14 protein-coding genes and 5 pseudogenes are annotated in these 21315 nt (G+C 60.9%); 14 read left to right on the forward strand and 5 right to left on the reverse strand.

The features are described from left to right. Positions 1–5: 5 nt before the first annotated feature. The 4 genes from CYR75_RS04605 to CYR75_RS16685 all read left to right on the forward strand — a co-directional run bounded on the left by CYR75_RS04605 (position 6) and on the right by CYR75_RS16685 (position 2553). The gene (locus CYR75_RS04605; RefSeq protein WP_101499019.1) at positions 6–1082 is read left to right on the forward strand and encodes a DUF2793 domain-containing protein; all 1077 of its coding nucleotides are present in this window, start codon (positions 6–8) and stop codon (positions 1080–1082) included. 55 nt (positions 1083–1137) lie between these two features. Next, positions 1138–1392: a DUF6127 family protein gene (locus CYR75_RS04610; protein ID WP_225972839.1), complete on the forward strand. Its 255-nt coding sequence runs from the start codon at positions 1138–1140 to the stop codon at positions 1390–1392. Between the two features lie 73 nt (positions 1393–1465). Beyond that, the gene (locus tag CYR75_RS04615; RefSeq protein ID WP_101500871.1) at positions 1466–2140 is read left to right on the forward strand and encodes a YcbK family protein; all 675 of its coding nucleotides are present in this window, start codon (positions 1466–1468) and stop codon (positions 2138–2140) included. Next, complete coding sequence (locus tag CYR75_RS16685; protein ID WP_318778998.1) at positions 2137–2553, forward strand: hypothetical protein; 417 nt, start codon at positions 2137–2139, stop codon at positions 2551–2553. Before CYR75_RS04615 ends, CYR75_RS16685 begins: the two co-directional genes overlap by 4 nt. 43 nt (positions 2554–2596) lie before the next feature. Here the strand turns inward: CYR75_RS16685 and CYR75_RS04630 are convergent, their stop codons facing one another. Continuing rightward, positions 2597–3064 (reverse strand): very short patch repair endonuclease, encoded by a 468-nt coding sequence (locus CYR75_RS04630; protein ID WP_101500872.1) that lies wholly within the window; start codon positions 3062–3064, stop codon positions 2597–2599. 67 nt (positions 3065–3131) lie between these two features. On the opposite strand from CYR75_RS04630, the gene CYR75_RS04635 reads away from it, so the two are divergent. Then, positions 3132–4664, forward strand: coding sequence for a DNA cytosine methyltransferase (locus CYR75_RS04635; protein ID WP_192876683.1), 1533 nt, complete (start codon positions 3132–3134; stop codon positions 4662–4664). Between the two features lie 15 nt (positions 4665–4679). Here the strand turns inward: CYR75_RS04635 and CYR75_RS04640 are convergent, their stop codons facing one another. Continuing rightward, positions 4680–5579 (reverse strand): FtsK/SpoIIIE domain-containing protein, encoded by a 900-nt coding sequence (locus CYR75_RS04640; protein ID WP_225972840.1) that lies wholly within the window; start codon positions 5577–5579, stop codon positions 4680–4682. A gap of 104 nt (positions 5580–5683) precedes the next feature. Here CYR75_RS04640 and CYR75_RS04645 point away from each other — a divergent pair. From CYR75_RS04645 to CYR75_RS04680, 8 genes and pseudogenes are all read left to right on the forward strand, one after another. Further along, positions 5684–6875 (forward strand): annotated as a pseudogene (locus tag CYR75_RS04645) (IS3 family transposase). Positions 6876–7194: 319 nt separating this feature from the next. Next, positions 7195–7339 (forward strand): annotated as a pseudogene (locus tag CYR75_RS16340) (IS5/IS1182 family transposase); the annotation flags it as partial. A gap of 287 nt (positions 7340–7626) precedes the next feature. Beyond that, positions 7627–9081 (forward strand): amidohydrolase, encoded by a 1455-nt coding sequence (locus CYR75_RS04655; protein WP_225972841.1) that lies wholly within the window; start codon positions 7627–7629, stop codon positions 9079–9081. A gap of 177 nt (positions 9082–9258) precedes the next feature. Next, the gene (locus CYR75_RS04660; RefSeq protein WP_225972842.1) at positions 9259–10776 is read left to right on the forward strand and encodes a type I restriction-modification system subunit M; all 1518 of its coding nucleotides are present in this window, start codon (positions 9259–9261) and stop codon (positions 10774–10776) included. Further along, positions 10773–12095 carry a restriction endonuclease subunit S gene (locus CYR75_RS04665; RefSeq protein ID WP_101499025.1) on the forward strand — a complete coding sequence of 441 codons (1323 nt, stop codon included), beginning with the start codon at positions 10773–10775 and terminating at the stop codon, positions 12093–12095. Before CYR75_RS04660 ends, CYR75_RS04665 begins: the two co-directional genes overlap by 4 nt. Next, positions 12095–13234 carry a DUF4268 domain-containing protein gene (locus CYR75_RS04670; RefSeq protein WP_101499026.1) on the forward strand — a complete coding sequence of 380 codons (1140 nt, stop codon included), beginning with the start codon at positions 12095–12097 and terminating at the stop codon, positions 13232–13234. Before CYR75_RS04665 ends, CYR75_RS04670 begins: the two co-directional genes overlap by 1 nt. Continuing rightward, a complete protein-coding gene (locus CYR75_RS04675; protein ID WP_101499027.1) occupies positions 13234–16374 on the forward strand; it encodes a type I restriction endonuclease subunit R in 3141 nt (1046 codons plus the stop codon). Before CYR75_RS04670 ends, CYR75_RS04675 begins: the two co-directional genes overlap by 1 nt. Before the next feature lie 187 nt (positions 16375–16561). Then, positions 16562–17257: a DUF6998 domain-containing protein gene (locus CYR75_RS04680; RefSeq protein ID WP_101499028.1), complete on the forward strand. Its 696-nt coding sequence runs from the start codon at positions 16562–16564 to the stop codon at positions 17255–17257. Between the two features lie 226 nt (positions 17258–17483). Here the strand turns inward: CYR75_RS04680 and tnpC are convergent. From tnpC to tnpA, 3 genes and pseudogenes are all read right to left on the reverse strand, one after another. Further along, a pseudogene (tnpC, locus tag CYR75_RS04685) lies at positions 17484–18982 on the reverse strand (IS66 family transposase). A gap of 60 nt (positions 18983–19042) precedes the next feature. Next, positions 19043–19388 (reverse strand): annotated as a pseudogene (gene tnpB / locus CYR75_RS04690) (IS66 family insertion sequence element accessory protein TnpB). After that, complete coding sequence (gene tnpA / locus CYR75_RS04695; RefSeq protein WP_101498326.1) at positions 19385–19780, reverse strand: IS66-like element accessory protein TnpA; 396 nt, start codon at positions 19778–19780, stop codon at positions 19385–19387. The pseudogene tnpB and the gene tnpA overlap by 4 nt, the downstream one beginning before the upstream one ends. 76 nt (positions 19781–19856) lie before the next feature. On the opposite strand from tnpA, the pseudogene istA reads away from it, so the two are divergent. Continuing rightward, a pseudogene (gene istA, locus CYR75_RS04700) lies at positions 19857–21300 on the forward strand (IS21 family transposase); the annotation flags it as partial. Positions 21301–21315: the final 15 nt, after the last annotated feature.

A 21315-nucleotide genomic window follows, 5' to 3' on the forward strand; every position in this document is an offset into this window, starting at 1 on the left:
CCACTATGTACGACACCACGACCAACCTCCTGCTCCCAAACATTCTTGCAGCGCAGGCCCAGAAGCATGTCACCCACAACGAGGCACTGCGCATACTCGACGGGCTGGTTCAGCTTTCCGTCCTCGACCGCGACCTGACCGCGCCGCCCGGCAGCCCCGCCGATGGTGACCGCTACATCGTGGCCAGCGGGGGCACCGGTGACTGGGCGGGGTGGGACCTGAACGTGGCGTTGTTCTCAGACGGCGCATGGCTGCGCCTGCCACCCCGGACTGGCTGGCGCGCATGGGTTGAGGATGAGGACTTGCTGTTGGTCTACGACGGCGCGGCGTGGATCGGCTCAACCCCGGAAGCGCTCCAGAACATGGCACTGGTCGGCGTCGGTACCACTGCCGACGCCTCGAATCCGTTCTCGGCCAAACTCAACGCTGCGCTCTGGACGGCCAAGACCGTGGCCGAGGGTGGCACCGGCGATCTCTTCTACACCATGAACAAGGAGGCCGCGGGCGACGATCTCGGGCTGACGCTCCAGTCGGGCTTCGTGACCAAGGCGCTCGTGGGCCTCTTCGGCTCTGATCGCTTCCGCGTCGCGGTGTCCGCCGACGGCAGCACCTTCTTCGATGGTCTGACCGTCGACAACACGAACGGCATCGTTGATCAGCCGCAACTGCCGCGCTTCAAGGCGTACACGAACTACGACAACTACATGGGCGTTGGGACCTGGACGAAGATCGGTCTGAACAACACCGACTATAACGATCAGGGCGCGTTTGATGCCGCGAACAATTGCTTCGTCGCGCCCGTCGACGGGACTTATCTCTTCGGCGCGACCCTGCTTTACAAGGTCAATTCCAGCACTTCGGCCCGCATGCGCGGTCGGCTCGTGCTGAACGGCGCGACGGAAATCCGGGGCTCCTTCGGCGAGAGCTCCGCCACCCATGTCTCGTTGGCCACCGCGATCTGGCTCCAGACCATGGTGCCACTGACGGCGGGCGATACCGTTGAGCTTCAGGGGTATTTCCGCGCTCAGGATGGGTATTTTGCGGCCGACCACACGTCCTTCTGGGGCTGCAAGGTCGGCTGAGCGGCGGAAGGAGGATCCGATGACACCACCTCGATCTGATCTGGGCTTTGTGCGCATGCCCGACGCCGAGTTTGAGGCAATGTTGGCACGCGCTGCCGAGAAAGGCGCCAAACGCGCGCTCGCCGATGTCGGCCTCGATGGCGAAGAGGCAGCGCTCGATATCCGGGACCTGCGATCCTTGCTCGACTGCATCCGGCTGGTGCGCCGCACCGCAATGCAGACGGCAGTCCGAATAATCACCACCGGCGTGATGTTGGCGCTGCTGGCGGGTATCGCGATCAAGCTCAAGATCTTCGGCGGGGCCCCGTAGCTCCGCCGCATCCCAATCCGTTAGCCCAACCGACCCGCCCATGTGGCGGGTTTTTTCGTTTCTGGAGGATACCATGACTACGACCTTTTACGACCATTGGCACGATGTGCCGGAGAAAGCCTGGCGCTGGACCAACTTCTCGCCTGCCGAAATTGCCTGCCGCGGCACCGGCAAGCTGCTGATCAACGAGCCCGCGCTCGACAAGCTGCAGGCGTTGCGCGACCGTCTGGGGAAACCGCTGATCGTCCGCTCTGCCTATCGCAGCCCGGAGCACAACCGCGCCGTTGGCGGCGCAACCCGCTCGAAGCACATGGAAGGCGCGGCCTTCGATATCGCAATGTCGAACCACGACCCGTTGGCCTTCGAGGCTGCGGCACGAACAGTGGGATTTCTCGGATTCGGCTTCTATCCGCGCTCGGGTTTCATCCATGTTGATCTCGGCCCGGCGCGCCAATGGGGCGAGCGCTTCCCGGTCCGGGCGACCGCATTCGCCGAGGATACGCCGCCCGCGCGCGAGGTTCTGGCTGAAAGCCGCACGATGAAAGGTGGCGGAGCGGCCGGGGTGGCGACGCTGGGCGCGGCGGGGGTCGAAGTCGCACAGAGCGTCCTGTCCGAGACCGGGTCCGCCGTCCTGCCACTGGTGCCATATCTGGACTCGTTGCGCTGGGTGTTCATCGCGGTGGCGCTCGTTGGCATTGCTGTCACGATCTACGCCCGCCTCGATGATTGGAAGCGGGGGCAGCGATGATCACCACCATTCTCGGCGGGATCGCAGCCAGCACATGGGCGCGGGCCATTTTGCGCTACGGTGCCATCGCCGTCGCCATTGTCCTGTTCCTGCTGTCGATCCGCCGCTCCGGCGAGCACGTCGGGCGGATCGCTGAAGTCTCGAAACCACGGAGAAGGCCAATGAAATCCAACGCCAGATGCTGGAGGCTGCAGCTCGCCGTCCTCGTGATCGGTGCGAGCTGGTTGACCGGTTGCGCAACGGCGGGTTTTGAAGCGAACGGCTTGGCGGCATGTCCGCCGGTCGTGGAATACAGCAGGGAGTTACAGGCGCGGGCGGCCGAGGAATTGGCGATGCTGCCGGATCGGTCGGTGGTCGTCGAGATGATGGGTGATTACGCCGTTATTCGAGATCAGGCGCGCGGCTGCAGATAGAGTCAGCGCATCTTGGTCTTCAGCGCAGTCTGCAGAGTATCGATCACTCGGAATGCTTGATATCCTTTTCGCCAATTTCAAGCTGCCTGCTGTCTGAGAGCAGCCAAGCCGCAAGAACTTCAACCGTTGCGGCCAATTGGTCGGTCTTGCGCAATGAACACTCCCACACTGTTGCGACCCGCCATCCTGTCTCTATCAACTGGTCCCGTATGGCAGCGTCCCGGATCACATTCGCGTCGAACTTCGCCTGCCAGAACTCTGAACGTGTCGATGGAGTGGTTGTGTAACGACAGCCCTCATGGCGGTGCCAGAAGCAGCCATGCACGAAGACGATTGCGTGATGCTTCGGAAACACGAGGTCCGGTCGCCCGGGGACATTTTTCGAATGCAGCCGGTAACGGAAGCCACGCGCATGAAGTGCCCGCCGAAGCACCAGTTCGGGCTTCGTGTCCTTCCCCTTGATCCCGGCCATCATCCGGGAGCGGGTCTGTTTGTCTACGATATCGGTCACGTGCACCCTGGTCTTCGGTCTGGAACCTGGTATACACCGACTGAATGAATTTCGTCAGGAGCCGGATTTGTCAGCCACTTTCGGCATTGTCGATCTGTTTGCCGGTCCAGGCGGACTTGGCGAGGGCTTTGCCTCCCTCGTCGAGGATGGACATGCGCCGTTCCGGATCGGCATCTCGGTCGAGAAAGAGGCATCGGCTCATCGCACCCTGACGCTGCGCGCGTTCCTGCGTGAATACCAGGCGCTTCACGGCGCCTTGCCCGACCAGTTCATCGATTTTCATGCGGGGCTTGTCCCCGAGCCGGATTGGTCAGCAGTCGACGCCGAAGCGTGGCAGCTTGCCATTGATGAGGCTCGTGCACTCGAACTCGGCACTGAGGCAGCTGCGACGGCGATTGACGGTGCCATCGCGAAGCTGCGCAAAAACCATGACGATACGATTCTGATCGGCGGACCGCCCTGTCAGGCTTATTCCCTGGTCGGGCGTGCGCGGGCCAAGGGCAAGATCGGCTATGTGCCTGAAGAAGATGAGCGGCACTACCTGTTCCGAGAGTACATCCGCGTGCTCGACAGGCTTCGTCCCGCTGCTTTCGTGATGGAAAACGTCAAGGGCATGCTCTCCTCGACTGTTGAAAGCCGACTTGTCTTCGAGATGCTGATGGAGGACCTGTCCTCGCTTGGTACGGGCCAAGGTCATCACTACGATCTGCTGGCAGTCCGCGTGGTAGATGGAAAAGCCAGCCTGCAAGAAGCAGCGCGACCGTCCGATTTCATTGTGCGTGCTGAGGAATTCGGGGTCCCGCAAAGACGCCACAGGGTGATCATCGTCGGCATCCGCTCCGACCTTGCGGGCAAGGCTGCGAGCACCGAGATTGCTGTTTCGGGTCTGCCGCGAACGGTCAGCGACGTTATCGGGACGATGCCCAACCTGCGCAGCGGCATTAGTCGGGGTCGAGACGATTCATCGGCGTGGCGAGACGAGGTTGTCGAAGCGGCGAAACTACTGGCCAAAATCCATAAGGGGAAAGAGAATGCTCCGCTTCGGGAGGCATTCTCATCCGTTGCCAAGCGAATGAAGTCGGAAGCGCAGAGACGTCGGACAGCGTCATGCCAGCCGGATGGCTATGGCACCTCAAACGATGAATTGCTGCGCTGGATTGAGCGGCCAGAATTGCGCACCATTGCCCAGCACGAAACACGCGGGCACATGCCCTCGGATCTTGGAAGGTATCTGTTCGCCGCTGTGTTCGGGGCAGTGCGTCGCTACAGCCCGAAGGCCGCCGATTTTCCCCTCGCGCTTAGCCCGGATCATCGGAACTGGCACAGCGGCGTCTTCAACGACCGATTTCGAGTCCAACTGGCCGATGCGGCAGCCACTACGGTAACCAGCCATATCTCCAAGGATGGACATTACTTCATCCATCCTGACCCTATGCAGTGCCGCAGCCTGACCGTGCGCGAGGCCGCTCGGCTACAAACCTTTCCTGACGACTATCTGTTCCTCGGCAATCGGACCCAGCAATACGTCCAAGTGGGGAATGCCGTACCTCCCTTCCTCGCACGGCAAATCGCAGCTTTGCTAGGGACAGTCCTATCCTGAATACTGGGCATAAAGTCAGATTTTGGCACACTGAACTCGGGTTAATACGCCGCTTGCTTTAAAGAAGGCATCACCCTTGCCAGTCAGGGACTCCGCCCCAGGATCGTCCATGATGACTCGGCTTTCGGTAGAGCTTTTGACGCGCAATGCGATTTGCGCGGGGAGGTTTGACCGCAAGTTGGTGCTGATTACCGAGGCATCTGGCTTCTGGGTGGCAATTATTACGTGAATTCCCGCAGCGCGGGCTTTCTGAGCAAGACGCTTCAAATGTCCTTCAATTGTCTTTTTTGCGTCCGGCTCTGATGTCAAATCAGCGTATTCGTCTAAAACGATAATCCACCTCGGAATTCGCTCACCCTCGGCTACATTTGCGTTGAAGTCTCCGATCGTTCTGACCTTCGCGTTCTTGAAACTTGCATAACGGGCCTGCATTTCCTCTACGGCGCGGAGAAGAATCCCGATTGCATCCTCTTCGTCCCAGCCAATCTCTCCATCGAGATGTTCAGATTCTGAAAGATGCTCGAGCTCGGTTCCCTTCGGATCGATTAGCTGCAGCCTTACTTCATCCGGTGTGTAGTGCTGGGTAATACCGGCTAGGATTGTATTGAGGGCTTCAGATTTACCACTCCCGGTGGTGCCGCCGATGAGGAGATGCGGCGAGTTGGAGGAGGTGAAGTCGATTTCAACGACGTTTCCGAAGCGATCCTCTCCCAAGGGCACCCTGAGGCCAAACTCAGGACGTTTCCAGCGCGACCAGAGATCCGATGCTTCCACAAAATACCGGTCCTTGTCCAACTTGGGTACATCAATGGTGACGTAGCCCTTGTCTATGTCGAACCGCATATCCTGAGCGGCGTCCAGCTCCAGGGCAAGCTTGAGGGCGTCATGCTGGGCAGACAGCTTGTTCGGTGCCACGCCCTTTCCTGGACGAACCCTGAAGAGAATTGATGCGGGGTGACGTTGCCCCCTCTGCCTAATCCAGTTTGAGGTAGACTCTGGCCTAACCGAAAGGACCAGAGATGAAGCGCAGCAGGTTCACCGAGGATCAGATCATCGGCATTCTGAAGGAGCACGAGGCGGGGGATTTCCGTTGCCGATCTTTGCCGTAAGCACGGCGTCAGCGATGCGACCGTTTACAAGTGGAAAGCCAAGTATGGCGGCATGGATGTCAGCGAGGCGAAGCGTCTGAAGGCGCTTGAGGATGAGAACGGCAGGCTGAAGAAGCTGCTGGCCGACTCCATGCTCGACAATTCGGCCTTGAAGGATCTGCTCGGAAAAAAGTGGTGACGCCCGCCGCGAAGCGGCAAGCGGTCGCGCATCTAGTGGCAAGTCACGAGATGAGCGAACGGCGGGCGTGCCGGGTGATCGGCTGTTGCCGGATGACCATGCGGTATGAGGTGGTCCGCCAAGACGACCCTGTGCTGCGCGAGCGGCTGAAAGAATTGGCAAAGGTCCGGCGCCGGTTCGGGTATCGTCGGTTGCATGTCTTCCTGCGGCGCGAGGGCCACGAGGTCAACCACAAGCGCCTGTTTCGCATCTACCGCGAAGAGCAGTTGCATGTCCGTCGCCGGGGCGGGCGCAAGCGGGCCATGGGCACACGGGCCCCGATGGTGCTGCCTTTGCTGCCAAACCAGCGCTGGTCGCTGGACTTCGTGTCAGACCAGCTGACCGATGGCCGCCGGTTCCGGATCATGACCGTGGTCGATGACTGCACGCGGGAATGCTTGGCGCTGATCGCGGACACGTCGCTCTCGGGGGCAAGGGTGGCGCGGGAACTGGCGACGCTGTTCGACACCCGCGGCAAGCCTCAGACGGTGGTCAGTGACAATGGAACCGAGTTCACCTCGAATGCGATCCTCAAATTCGTGGATGACCGCAAGTTTGACTGGCATTACATCGCGCCCGGAAAGCCGACCCAGAATGCCTTCATCGAAAGCTTCAACGGTCGCCTGCGAGACGAACTCTTGAACGAAACGCTGTTCCCGTCCCTGCACCATGCCCGCGCAACGCTGGTCGCCTGGCGCACGGACTACAACACCGAACGCCCCCCACTCCCGCCTCAGCTGGCAGACCCCAGCCGAGTTTGCCGAAACCTTCACCCCGCAACGGGGCCTGACGCTGCGCAATCCGCAAAGCTCCGCGCCAGCCCCCGTTGCCCAACCCGCCCAAATGGGCAAAACTCAGTCCCGGAGTCTCGCTCACGCTGGATAAAAGTTGGGGGCAACGTCAATATGTCTGTATCGAGCCGGTAAGCCATGTTGCGGGGGCGAGTTCATTTTTTCGGGGTGCTGGAAGAGAACTTTGGAGACTGCAACCGCGCCAACAAGTGCGGGCTTCCGTTTCGCTTCTTTTTTCCGATCTTAATAATGCATGAGCTGACAGGATAGAGTTTTACCATCGCCACCCGCACAAGGCCTTTGGCGGCTAACCACCGGTCGTGGTCCACTCATTATAAATCGACGCAACGCAACCGGATCAGCAGGAGCAAAAAGGAGCTTAAAAAGCGCGAGCTCCGTCCAAGCGATGGGGGGCACGTCAGAGTTGCCTGAAGCTCTTGGGCGAGCGGATCATGTCCCGAGACCACCGACCGCCATACCGCCGAAATCCAGAACCGAATCGCCATCATGAACCGCCTCTCGGCCCTCGGCAGGGCCAAAATCGAGGCCATGGCATGAAGGACCACGGGAAAGGGCCCTTCACCCCGAGAGCTCATTTTCGCAACAACTCCGACACACGGTATCGGTGACGGCGTGCAGATTGAGTTCATACCGCCTCAAACCGATCAGGCGGCCACCCACCCAGTTTTTTCGTAGTCAGGCTCGAAACTGGGCGATGCGTCTTGGAATAAGTTGCAGCGCCTTCCCTTTCATGATGTTGCTTTTTGTTTTGGCTTAAGGTCTGTTTAGCGGGAACGTGAATGACTGGGGTTCCGCCTTAACTGGGTCGAACCGGAGAGGACTTAGTGAACAAGATTTCTGCCAGCGCCGCCGCCTGTTTCGCCGCCATTCTCGCCGCCGCACCGTTGCTTGCCGCTCCGTTAACCGATGAGCAGCGCGCTGCCATTGAAGAAGGTGTTGCCGCCTACGAGCCCCGCATGATGGATGTCGCGCAGCAGATCTGGCAGAATCCGGAATTGGGTTATTTGGAAACAGAGACCGCTGCCCTGTTGATCTCCGAACTTGAAGGGCACGGTTTTCTGACGGAGGCAGGCGTCGGAGACATGCCGACCGCCTTCGTCGCCCGTCGTGGCAGCGGCGATGGACCTGTCATCGCCATTCTCGCCGAAATGGACGCGCTTCCAGGCTTTTCGCAGGCAGCTGTCCCGCATGAAGAGGCTGTCGCAGGCCTTTCCAGTGGCCATGCATGTGGTCACCACCTCTTTGGCGCTGGCTCGGTTGCAGCCGCCATCGCACTGGCAGATTACGCCGAGGCCCAGGGCCTGGCTGGTGAAGTCAGGCTCTATGGCACCCCCGCAGAAGAAGGCGGCTCCGGAAAGGCTTACCTGGCCCGCTCGGGAGCTTTAGACGATGTGGATGCGGTGCTGCATTGGCACCCCGGCGGCTCCAATAGCGCTTCACAGGGAGCATCACTTTCCAATGTGAGCGCCAAGTTCCGTTACCGCGGTCAGGCTGCCCATGCCGCACTCGCCCCCGATCAAGGACGCTCCGCGCTTGATGCGCTGGAAGCAACCACATTCATGATCAACCTCATGCGCGAGCATGTTCCTCAGGAGGCGCGAATTCACTATGTGATCTCGAACGGTGGGGCCGCTCCAAACGTTGTGCCTGACTTCGCCGAGCTATATCTCTATGTGCGCCATCAGGATCCCGCCGTAGTGGCTGATATCTACGCGCGCATCCAGCGGGCAGCTGAGGGTGCCGCAATGGGCACTGAAACAGAGGTCGAGTTTGAGCGGATCAGCGGCGTTTATTCGGTCCTGCCCAACGACACCCTCGGCCGACTGATGGACCAGAACCTTCGGGCCGCCACGCCTATCGAATGGGACGCTGACGAAACCGCTTTTGCCAGGGAACTTCAGGCGACGCTTCGCAAGCAGCCGGACATCTCGGAGGCATTCGAGATCGAAGACTACGACTTCGGGGGAGTTGGCTACTATTCTTCGGATGTTGGCGATGTTAGTTGGATCGCCCCAACCGTTGGCCTTAGCACCGCAACCTTCGTGCCGGGAACACCGCAGCATTCGTGGCAAGCAGTTGCCGCAGGCGGCATGTCCATCGGCCACAAAGGAACGGCTTACGCTGCGCGCGCGCTGGCAGCGACGGGGGCAGAGTTGCTTCAGACGCCTGAACTGATCGACCAGGCCAAGGCGGAGTTCCTTAATGCCTGGGGAGAAGGCTTCGAGTATGAGGCACTGGTCGGCGATCGAATGCCTCCCCTCGACTATCGGGTGGAGTAGGAACGGAGGGAAGTAGGCACGGCATTTCGTCAGCTTAAGAAGCAGTCATCCATCGTCTTCGCGGCGTCGTAGGGTGAGTTTCCGTCATCGCCCCTCAGTGACCGGCGATGCTAGACAGGGTGCAAACCGGAACGGATAAGCTATGGTCCAGGTGAAAGCATCTGCGTGGAGACAACCTTGAGCATTGAAAAGACCCTGTTCACTGCGGCCGACAAGATGCGCGGCGCCATGGATGCTGGAGAATACAAGCACATCGCCTTGGGCCTGCTATTCCTGCGCTACGTTTCCGAGGCCTTCGAACGGCGCCAGTCCTATATCCTCGAAGACGGTGGCGATCCCGAGGATCGCGATGAATACCTGGCCGAGAACACCTTCTATGTGCCGCCGTCTGCCCGCTGGTCCACCCTCGCGGAAAAGTCCAAGGACGCACGCATTGGCGTCATGATTGACGACGCCATGCGACTGATCGAAGCCGAGAACACTAGCCTCAAGGGCGCGCTGCCGAAGGTCTTCGGCCGCGAGAGCATCGACCGTGCGATGCTGACCGGGCTGATCGACCTGTTCTCGAACCTGAAACTTGAAGGCACCGGCGCTGATTTTGACCTGATCGGCCGCATCTACGAATACTGCATCGGCGAGTTCGCCAGCAGCGAGGGCAAACGCGGCGGCGAATTCTACACTCCGAAATCTGTAGTCGACACGCTGATCGAGATGATCGAGCCGACCCGCGGCCGCGTCTACGACCCCTGCTGCGGCACCGGCGGCTTCTTTGTCCAGTCCGAGAAGTTCATCGACGCCCACCAAGGCCAACGCGACGACATCGCCATCTACGGGCAGGAGCGGAACCATACCACCTTTGGCCTCGCCCGCATGAACCTCGCCATCCGCGGCATCTTTGCCGACATCCGCTGGAATTCGGAAGGCACGCTGCTGCGCGACGAGTTCCCGGACGAGCGCTTCGACTACATCCTCGCCAATCCACCCTTCAACATCTCGGACTGGTCCGGCGACCTGCTGCGAGAGGATCACCGCTGGCGCTTCGGCGCGCCACCAGTCGGCAACGCGAACTTCGCCTGGATCCAGCACGTCCACGCGCACCTATCCTCGGCAGGCATCGGCGGCGTAGTCATGGCCAATGGTTCCATGTCCTCGATGTCGGGGGGCGAGGGCGAGATCCGGCAGGCGCTGGTTCAGGGCGACGCGGTGGACTGCATGGTCGCACTGCCGGGGCAGCTGTTCTATGGCACGCAGATCCCGGCCTGCCTGTGGATCCTCGCACGTGACAAGTCGAACGGCATCGCCATGGACGAAAAGCTGCGCGACCGGCGCGGCGAGGTGCTGTTCATAGACGCCCGCAAGATGGGGGCGCTGGTCCCCGGCTCCCGTAAGCAGAAGGAGTTGTCGGCCGAGGAGATCCGCCGCATCGCCGCCACCTATCACGCCTGGCGGGGCGAGGCGCGCGAGGGCAGCTACGAGGACGTGCCCGGCTTCTGCAAGTCCGCCACGCTGGAGGAAATCGCCGACCACAACTTCGTCCTGACGCCGGGCCGCTATGTCGGCGCGGGTGCAGCCGAGGAGGACGACGAGGCTTTCGAGGAGAAGTTCGAGCGGCTGATGGGCACCCTGCGCGAGCAGTTCTCCGAGGGGCGGCGGTTGGAGGCGGAGATCGAGACCCGGTTGGGGGCGTTGGGATGAGCGCAGAATGGTCCTCAACTTCTCTAGGGGCGCTTATCGACATAAAGCACGGATTTGCGTTCAAAGGAGAACACATAACAGATCAGGAGACACAGAATCTGTTACTGACACCGGGGAATTTTGCCATCGGCGGCGGATTCCAACCTAGAAAACAAAAGTTCTACTCAGGGAAAATCCCCGATGATTATATTTTAGCGGTTGGCGATCTTATCGTTACAATGACCGACTTAAGCAAGGAAGCGGATACTCTCGGTTATAGCGCTTTGGTGCCAAAATCATCTTTTTTGATGCTCCACAATCAGCGCATCGGAAAGGTTGTCCCTAAGTCTGAAGATGCGCTTCTTGGCTTTTTGCACTGGGTGATGAGAACGCCGGATTACAGGAACGAGATACTTGCCAACTATTCCGGTTCCACGGTCAAGCACACGTCCCCCACCAAGATCCTGGCTTACAAGTTCAATCTGCCCCCACTCGCTGAACAAAGCGAGATCGCGGCTACACTTGATGCGCTGGAGGACAAGATCAAGCTGAACCGCAAGACGGCGGCGACGCTAGAGGGGATGGCGCGGGCACTCTATCGCTCGTGGTTCGTGGATTTCGACCCGGTGCGCGCCCGCGCCGAGGGCCGCACCCCCGCCCACATGGACCCCGCCACCGCCGCGCTGTTCCCCGACAGCTTCGGCGAGGATGGGCTGCCGGTGGGGTGGACGCTGTCCAGCATCGGAGAGGTAGCCGAGATCGTCGGTGGCTCGACCCCGTCGACCAAAGAGGACAGATTCTGGGTCGGCGGCGAGCACGCCTGGGCAACGCCGAAGGACTTGTCGAACCTTGGGCAAGCCTTCCTGTTCGACACCGAGCGGAAAGTGACGTCGGCGGGACTGGCGAAGATCACCTCGGGCCGGTCGCCTGCCGGAACGCTGCTTTTGTCCTCTCGCGCGCCCATCGGATACCTTGCCTTGGCCACGATGCCGGTTGCGATCAATCAGGGCTTCATCGCAATCCGGGAAACTGAGGCCATTTCCGGGATCGAAGCCTATTTCTGGTGCGGCGAGAGCATGGACCTAATCCACGCGAACGCCAATGGCTCGACCTTCCAAGAAATCTCGAAGAAGAACTTCCGCCCCCTGACCTATGCTCTAGCTCCGGCCGCGATCCGGACCGCCTACAATGAGCAGGCTGGGCTGTGGTTTGCGCGGATGAAGGAACTGATGGACGAAAACCGCACGCTCGCTACGCTACGCGACACGCTCCTCCCCCGCCTCATGTCCGGCGCGCTTCGCGTCGGCGCGGCGCGCGCGCTGGTCGAGGAGGTCGTCTGATGTTCCGCGTCGATCGCACAGCCAACCGCATCTCGCGCCTGACCCAGAAGCGCTTCGGCGACCTCGCCCTGCGCGAACGCGACCACCTGCAGGAATGGCTCGTCCATCAGCCCGATGCCTTGGGCGAGGACCTGTTGATCCTGCAGAAGGAGTTCGACGGCTTCGACGAGACCCGCGAACGGCTGGACCTGCTGGCACTCGACAAGGCCGGCAACCTCGTGGTGATCGAGAACAAGCTGGACGATTCCGGCCGCGACGTGACCTGGCAGGCGTTGAAATACGCTGCCTATGTATCGGGCTTGAAGAAGACCCAGATCGCGGAAATCTTCCAACACTACCTTGACCGTCACGGTGGCGGCGGTAGTGCGACCGATATTATCTGCGAGTTCCTCGAAGTCGAGGATTGGAACGAGGTGGTCCTGAACCCCGGCAGCGGCCAGCGGATCATGTTCGTCGCCGCCAACTTCCGGCGCGAGGTCACGGCAACCGCGCTTTGGCTCATCGGCCGCGGCATCGCCGTGCAATGCTTCCGGGTGACGCCCTATGCTTTTGACGACGAGCTCTTCCTCGACCTGCAACAGATCATCCCTCCGCCCGAAGCTGCCGATTACATGATCAACGTGGCCTCGAAAGAGGCCGAAGAGACCAGTTCGATGACCGGTCAGAGCCGGCGCCATAACATCCGACGCGAGTTCTGGGAGGTGGCGCTGGAACGCTTGCGCACCGATGGCGTCACGATGTTCGCCAATATCAGCCCGGGCAAGGAGAACTGGCTGAATGCCGGGTCCGGGATTGGGGGGTGTCCCTTTATGCTTCTGTTCCTACAACAAGGGGCAAAGGTGCAGTTGTATATCGGCAAGTCGGATCGAGAGCAGAACAAGCGCATCTTTGACTGGCTTCATGCCAAGAAGGACCAGATCGAGGCGGAGTTCGAAGCGCCGCTGCAGTGGCGCCGGCTGGACAAGCTGAAGGCAAGCTTGATCTTGTTTGAGACGAGTTTCGATGGCCTTGACCGAGAGAACTGGCCCGAGATCGCGGCCTGGATGTCGGAACATATTCGCAAGCTGGAGGCCGCCCTACGTGGTCCGCTGACCGAGCTTGCGCGGAACCCGACGCTGCTGAACCGGCAGGACGTGTGATGGCTTGGATCAGTGAGGCGGAGCTTGAGACGCACTTCATGGAAAGCCTTGCGCCGCTGGGGTATGCGTTGTGGCATGGCGCAGACCTCTCGCCCGAGACACGGCAGCCGCTGCGGCGCAGCTTTCGCGAGACGATCCTCGCGCCGGTGTTGCTGGACAGCCTGCGCCGCCTCAACCCCGACGTGCCGACGCTCGCGCTCGAGGACGCAGCCCGGCGAGTGACCGATACTGTCTTCGCCACCGATCTCGTGCAGGAAAACCGCCGCTTGCATGATCTGCTGGTTCATGGGGTGCCCGTGACATTTGTGCAGGCCAACGAGGACCGGAATGCTCGCGTCCAACTTGTCGACTGGACGAATACTGTCAACGACTGGCGAGCGGTCCAGCAGTTCGACGTGGCCGGTAAGACTGCCCGCATTCCGGATGTCGTGTTGTTCCTGAATGGCATGCCGCTGGTCGTTGTCGAGCTGAAAGGCGTGGCAGGTGCCGACATTTCCGCCGCCTGGAACCAGATAGAGACCTACAAGGCCGACATCTCCGATCTGTTCCGCACGAACCTGCTAGCCGTGGTCTCGGACGGACTGCATGCCCGCTACGGCTCGCTTTCAGCTGGTTTCGACCGGACCATGAACTGGCGGACAATCGACGGACAGTCTCTGGTTCCGAAGGGCTCCGCTCTGGAGCTTGCCACTCTCACGCATGGGCTGCTTGCACCACAGGTTCTGCTCGACATGCTGCGCTGGTTCGTGGTTTTCGAGAACGAAGGAAAGGGGCCAATCAAGAAAATCGCTGGCTATCACCAGTTCCACGCCGTGCGGAAGGCCTGCGACGCGATACTGGCGGCGCGCCGCAGCGATGGCAAGGGCGGGGTCATCTGGCATACGCAGGGTTCTGGGAAGAGCCTGCTGATGGCCTTCCTGTCCGGCCGTCTGATGCACCATCCGGGCATGCAAAACCCCACACTGCTGGTGCTGACGGACCGCAACGACTTGGACAATCAGCTCTTCGCGACGTTTGCCCGCTGTAAGGAGTTGCTAGGCGAGAAACCAGAGCAGGCCGACAGCACCGAGGATCTGCAGCGCCTGCTGGACCGAAATGTCGGTGGCATCATCTTCTCGACCATCCAGAAGTTCCGGCCCGAGGCGGGCGAGGCCGTTCCAGAGCTCACCGCGCGCTCGAATGTTGTCGTGCTGGTCGACGAAGCCCACCGCACCCAATACGGTTTCGAGGCGAAGTTGAACAAGGAAACCGGGGAAATCCGGCATGGCCTTGCCTATCAGCTTCGTCAGGCTCTGCCGAATGCGGTATATGTTGCCTTCACCGGGACGCCTATCGAACTGGTCGGCGCAGATACGCGCGGCGTTTTCGGCGATTACATCGACATCTATGACATCGCGCAGGCCGTGGCTGATGGCGCCACCGTCCCCATCTACTACGAGGCGCGGGTCGCCCGAATCACGCTTGACGAGAACGTGGCGGCGACGTTGGACGATGAGTTCGACGAAGCGACAGAGGCTCTGGCCGAGGATGCAGCCGGCGCCGCTGCCAGGAAGTGGGCGCGTGTCGAGGCGCTCGTGGGGGCGGAACGCCGCTTGGAGACGGTCGTGCAGGACATCCTGACCCATTTCGACGCGCGGCTGGCGGCGATCGACGGAAAGGCAATGATCGTCTGCATGAGCCGTCGGATCTGCGCCGAGGTTTATGATCGGATCGTCGCTGCGCGGCCGGAGTGGCACAGCGATACGGATGAGGCTGGCTGCGTGAAGGTGGTGATGACTGGCTCTGCCGCCGATCCCGCTGCGCTCCAGCCGCATATCCGCTCCAAGGCGCGGCAGGAGGCGATCCGTGGGCGCTTCAAAGACCCTAGCGACCCGCTGAAGCTAGTGATCGTGCGCGATATGTGGCTAACGGGTTTCGATGCGCCTTGCATGCATACGCTCTATGTCGACAAGCCCATGAAGGGCCACGGCCTCATGCAGGCGATCGCGCGGGTAAACAGGGTGTTTCGAGACAAGCCGGCGGGGCTGGTCGTGGACTACATCGGCATCGCGGCGGAGTTGAAGGCAGCGCTGGCGCATTACTCGCAGACTGACCAGGCACAGACGGGGATCGACGAGCGCGAGGCCGTGGCGGCCTTCCTCGATGCGCTTGACGTGGTGCGCGCCCAGTTCCACGGCTTCGACTATAACCTCGCAGTGACCGGCACACCGGGTGAGCGTCTCACTATGCTGCCGGGCGCGATCGAGCATATACTCCTCAAGGACCGGAATGCGGACGGCACACACGAGGCCAAACGCTTTCATAACGCGACCGCCAAGCTGATTACGGCCTACAAACTCGCCTCGGGCAGCCCGCAAGCAACCGAACACGCCGAAGAGATCGCCTTCTTCGCCGCCGTCCGGTCCTCTCTTTCCAAGCTGGACGTAGCTGGCGTGGGGCGTGATGGTGGCACCGACTTCGCCATTCAGCAGCTGATCAACAATGCCGTAGCCTCGACCGAGATCGTCGACATCCTCAGCGCTTGTGGCTTCGACCGCCCCGACATCAGCGTGCTCTCCGAGGAGTTCATGCTGGAACTCCAGAACATGCAGCATCGCAATCTCGCGGTTGAGGCGCTCAGAAAGCTCTTGACAGGTGAGATATCGGCCCGCACCCGCACGAACGTTGTTCAGAAGGAGGCATTCTCGTCCCGCCTCGAACAGGCCATCGCCCGGTATCACAACCGCAGCGTAGATGCGCTACAGATTATTCAGGAACTTATCGCTCTTGCCAAGGACCTGCGCAGCCAGCCCGAGGATGGCCTGAACGCGGCCGAGCGGGCATTCTACGACGCGCTGGCCCGCAACGAGAGCGCAGTGCAGCTCATGAGCAACGAGGAACTTCGCGTCATCGCCACCGAGCTAGTTTTGACCGTTCGCAAGAATTCCGGAGTGGATTGGTGGAAGCGCGAGAATGTGCGGGCAAAAATGCGGGTCGCGATCAAGCGGATATTGAACCGTCACGGATACCCGCCGGACCTTGCTTCCGACGCTGTTAAGCTGGTCCTGAGGCAGGCGGAAGCACTCGCATTGAGACAAGAGGATCCTGTGCCCGAGAACAGCCTCGACCGGGATGCTCATAGCCGTCAGCTGGCGGATTAGAGTATTCTTGTATTCCTCCTTAATCCGTCTCCGCATTAACACGTGGAAGGCAATTGGGATGCTCCGTTCTTTAGAGAAGGTGGGTGTTGTCAGGGGCCAATCCAAAACGAGAGAGGCCAGCGAACTCCCGGGAACAGGAAAAACCAGAGGAAAGAAATCGGTTCAGGCCAAAGGAGAATGAGCTAGTATGAGCCTCAGTCAAACGCAGATTATTCGATCTCTCGGCGAAGCTCTGGCTTGGTTTGAAAAGGAATTGGCTTGGGGTGCCCCAATGGGCGAGCTTCGACATCTGACCGGACGGATCGGGGAACTCTATGCCGCAATGGTCACTCGAGGGCAGATGGCCTTGGCGGTAAATCAATCGGGCTATGATGTCGTTTCTGATGAGGGAGAGCGGATCTCCGTCAAGACTTTCACCTCATCTAGTCATATCAACTTCAATGCGAGCACTCTAGAACTTGCTGATCGTGTAATGGTCCTTCAAATCGTCATTGACGAGGGCGAACCTTCGATACGAGAATTGTTGGATTGTTCAGTTGAAGAATTGAAGCCAAAACTGAAGAACCTTGAGACCAATTCTTATCTTCCTGTCCATCTCCTGTTGACACCTAAAGACGGCGCAGCAGTTGTCTTGGCCGATCTGAAGGTGGTCTCCTCGGGTTTTCGGAGCGGTTTCCGCGTTGATCAACTGGAAAATGGCACAATACAGGTATGGCATGACGGAAAGCTTGAGCCTCAGGCCAAGCCTGTCCTTCGAAAGCTTGCAGGCGAATTAGGCGTCGAAATCCTGAATTCTGTCGGAAATATAAAAAACACCCGTTCGTTGGGGTCTGATGTCCTGAAGGCATTGGCTGATCAACCACCGTTGACTACCTCGTCGTGATCTCCCCTTCAAGGTTGATCTCCCGAACGTCGAGGAGCTGTCGGAGGTCGTGGTAAGCGAGTCTGAGTGACCTGCCACTGAACTTTCATCCAGCCGCGACCGGAGCCCGGTTGTGTTGGATGTCACTGAGAACTGACCCATCAGCGATCAAGATTGTCACTGAGAATTGACCCATGTGGAAACTTCCCCCTGACGGGATTTGTCGGGTAAGCGTCCGGCCTGACCGCTACCCGCGCCATTTCCAAGGCAGCAGGTCATCGACCTTTGTGATCTTGTAATCAGGGATACGGGCCAGGGTGTCGGCGAGCCAGGCATGGGGATCGATGGCGTTGAGCTTGGCTGTTTCGATCAGGGTGTAGGCGATGGCGGCGGCCTTTCCACCTGCCTCGGAACCGACGAATAGGTAGTTTTTCCGCCCGAGGGCGATGGCGCGCATGCCGCGTTCGGCGGCGTTGTTGTCGAGCTCGAGGATGCCGTTGTCGAGGTAGGGGCGCAGGCGTTCCATCCTGGTGAGGGCGTATCGGATGGCGGCCGCTAGCGGGGATTTCCCCGAGATCGTGGTGAGTTGCATGGCCAGCCAGACTTCCAGGTCATCGAAGACCGGGGCGGCATGTGCCTTACGGAGTTCGGCGCGGCGGTCCGGTGGCGAACCTCGGGCTTCCTTCTCGACGGCATAGAGCCGGGCGATGCGGCCGATGGCCTCCTCAGCGATCGGCGAACCTTGCGATCGGTGGATGTCCACGAACTTGCGCCTGACATGGGCCATGCAGGCGACCTCGCGGATGGCGCCGGAACGGTAGAGATCCTCGAACCCGGCATAGCCGTCGGCATGCATCCAGCCGCGGAAACGGGCCAGATGATCCTTGGGGTGCTGACCCTTGCGGTCGCCCGAGAAGCGATACCATGCGGCAGGCGGAGCATCGCCATCCCATGGGCGCTCATCGCGGGCATAGGTCCAGAGCCGGGCCGTCTGGGTCTTGCCGGTGCCGGGCGCCAGCATCCGCACCGGCGTATCGTCGGCGAAGATCGCCTCGGCCGACAGGACATGGCGCCCGATGGCCTCGGCCAGTGGCTCCAGAAGGGTGGTGGTCTTGCCGACCCAGTCGGCCAGGGTCGATCGGTCGAGATCGAGCCCTTCGCGGCCGAAGATCTGGCTCTGGCGATAGAGGGGGAGATGGTCGGCATACTTGCTGACCAGCACATGGGCCAGCAGACCCGGCCCGGGGCGACCGCGCTCGATCGGGCGCGACGGCAGCGGGGCCTGGACGAAGCGTTCGCAGCAAGCGCAGGTCAGCCGGGGCGGACAATCCGGTTCACGATGAAGCGCCCAGGAACATACTCCAGCTCTTCCGTGACGTCCTCGCCGATCCGGCGCAGGCGACCGCCGCAATCGGCACAGGCATCGGCGCCGGGCATCAGTTCCACCTCCATCCGGGGGATATGATCCGGGATCGGACGGCGCTTGGGTTTGCCCTTCTCCTCGATGTCCGGCAGACGCATCCGCGCCGTCATCGCGGCGGCCGCGATCTCGCTGGCCTCAAGAGCCAACTGAAGCTGTTCTGCCGTCTCCGAGGACGCGCCGAACCGGTGTGCCCGGTGCCCGGCCAGTTGGTGCCGCAGCTTCTCGATCAGGATCGCCTGCGCCTTCACCTCGGCCAGAAGCCGCGCGGTGAAGCTGCGCAACTCCTCGGGATCTTCCGGCAGGGTCAGGGTCTGATCGAGCATGCAAGGAGTTTATCCCACGGGATTCCTTATGGGAATCATTCTCTTGTGGCCCCCCCCTGATTATCCCGCTGCCAAGGGCCGCCACGTTCGCTCCGGGGCACGCCAGTCGATCCCTTCCAGGAGCATCGACAACTGCGCCGGTGTCAGCGCCACCTTCCCCTCCTTGGCCGAGGGCCAGACGAACCGGCCCCGCTCCAGCCGCTTCATGAACATGCAGGCCCCTGGCCATCCACCAGATGACCTTCACCAGATCACCGCGACGGCCGCGGAAGACGAAGAGATGCCCGCCGAAAGGATCCTGCTTCAGCACCGCCTCGGCCTGCGCCGCCAAGGAAGCAAAGCCCTTGCGCATGTCGGTGACCCCGGCAGCCAGCCAGACCCGCGTGTTGGCCGGAACCGGGATCACGCCGAAAGTCCCCGGATCAGCCGCGCCAGCGCCTCAGGATCATAGCTGCCGCTGATCCGCATCCGGTGACCGCCCGCCAGCTCGATCTCGATGTGGTTCTCGGCGGCAGGTGCCGCCGGAGTAGACCTGGTCTCCGCGACGATCTCTACGGGCAGAAACCGCGCCTCCTCTGCTGGGGGCGCAACCGAGGTGGGGTCCGGCGCATAACGGGGATCGCGCAGCCACTTGAAGATCAGGTTCGCGTTCACCGCGTAGCGCCGCGCCACCTGAGCCACGGAAACGCCCGGCGCCGCCGTCTGGAAACAGATCGAACGCTTCTCCTCATCCGTCCAAAGTCGCTTCGTCCGACGCGCCACGCCATCACCATAGTGTCCACTATCAATGGTGGACACTATCCGCCTCTTTCACCACGCGGCAGGGCGGTCAGGCCGGACGCTTACTTTGTCGGGGGTCACTGGAGTGATCGACATGGATATATTGAGCGTCATTCGACGTTGGGCACTTCGGGACAAGTTACCGATCCGCGAGATTTCACGGCGGGCTGTCGCGCAATACTATCAGGCGTTACCTGCGTGCCGGGATCGTGGAGCCCAAGTTCAAGGCACCATCGAGGCCGAGCAAGCTTGATCCTTACGCAGAGAAGCTGTCGGGCTGGTTGTTGGCGCAGCAGCGCAAGCCGCGCAAAGAGCGACGAACGGCGAAGCAGATGCACGCTGATCTGGTTCAACTTGGATTTGATGGCTCCTACGAGCGGGTCTCGGCCTTTGTCCGCGCCTGGAGATCGGACCGGGCGCGCGCGCAGAACACCACAGACCGCGGGACATTCGTGCCACTGGTGTTCAAGCCGGGCGAGGCATTCCAATTTGATTGGAGCGAGGACTACGCAATCATCGGGAGTGAACGGATCAAGCTGCAGGTCGCACACATCAAGCTGTCGCACAGCCGCGCGTTCTTGGTCGAGGCGTATTTGCTACAGACACATGAGATGCTGTTCGATGCGCACTGGCATGCGTTCAGGGTCTTCGAAGGCGTGCCGGGCCGCGGGATCTACGACAATATGCGCAAGGCGGTAGACCGCGTGGGCGCTGGCAAGAAGCGCGACGTGAACGCGCGCTTCATGGCGATGACCAGCCACTACGTGTTCGAACCTGACTTCTGCAATCCGGCGGCGGGATGGGAGAAGGGCCAGGTCGAGAAGAACGTCCGCGATGCGCGCAGCCGGATGTGGCAGGTAATGCCATCCTTCCCTGATCTCAACGCGCTGAACCGGTGGCTGGAAGAGAGGTGCAAGGCGCTATGGACCGAGACCGGACACGGCCGCTTGCCAGGCAGCATCGCTGAGATCTGGGAGGCTGAGAAATCGTCGCTGATGCCTTTGCCCACGGCGTTCGATGGCTATGTCGAGCAAAATAAGCGGGTGTCACCGACCTGCCTCATCACGTTTGATCGCAATCGCTACTCTGTGCCCGCCAGTTTTGCGAACCGGCCCGTCAGCCTGCACATCTACCCCGAACGGCTGGTTGTCGTTGCCGAAGGGCAGGTCGTCTGTGAGCACCGGCGCATCATTGAAAGGTCGCACCGGCAACCGGGCCGCGTCATCTATGACTGGCGCCATTACCTCGCCGTGGTCCAGCGCAAGCCGGGCGCGCTTCGCAATGGCGCCCCGTTTGTCGAAATGCCGGAGGGCTTTCGTGAGTTGCAGAATCAGATGCTGCGCAGGCCCGGCCGCGATCGGGAGATGGTCGACGTCCTGTCATTGGTGCTGCATCACGACGAACAGGCCGTGCTTTGCGCGGTGGACATGGCACTGAAGGCCGGCGTGCCGAGCAAGACCCACGTGCTGAACCTGCTGCACAGGCTGGTGAGCGGCACGTCGGGCGAAAAGCCGGACGTGATGCCGCCTCCGGCCTTGATGTGAGGTGCTCCC

This window comes from Paracoccus jeotgali (assembly GCF_002865605.1).
In the GTDB taxonomy this organism is placed as follows: domain Bacteria; phylum Pseudomonadota; class Alphaproteobacteria; order Rhodobacterales; family Rhodobacteraceae; genus Paracoccus; species Paracoccus jeotgali.

Coding starts and splice junctions, on each gene's coding strand:
- CYR75_RS04605 (WP_101499019.1), top strand. CDS start 6: ATGTACGACACCACGACCAACCTCCTGCTCCCAAACATTCTTGCAGCG.
- CYR75_RS04610 (WP_225972839.1), top strand. CDS start 1,138: ATGCCCGACGCCGAGTTTGAGGCAATGTTGGCACGCGCTGCCGAGAAA.
- CYR75_RS04615 (WP_101500871.1), top strand. CDS start 1,466: ATGACTACGACCTTTTACGACCATTGGCACGATGTGCCGGAGAAAGCC.
- CYR75_RS16685 (WP_318778998.1), top strand. CDS start 2,137: ATGATCACCACCATTCTCGGCGGGATCGCAGCCAGCACATGGGCGCGG.
- CYR75_RS04665 (WP_101499025.1), top strand. CDS start 10,773: ATGAGCGCAGAATGGTCCTCAACTTCTCTAGGGGCGCTTATCGACATA.
- CYR75_RS04670 (WP_101499026.1), top strand. CDS start 12,095: ATGTTCCGCGTCGATCGCACAGCCAACCGCATCTCGCGCCTGACCCAG.
- CYR75_RS04675 (WP_101499027.1), top strand. CDS start 13,234: ATGGCTTGGATCAGTGAGGCGGAGCTTGAGACGCACTTCATGGAAAGC.
- CYR75_RS04680 (WP_101499028.1), top strand. CDS start 16,562: ATGAGCCTCAGTCAAACGCAGATTATTCGATCTCTCGGCGAAGCTCTG.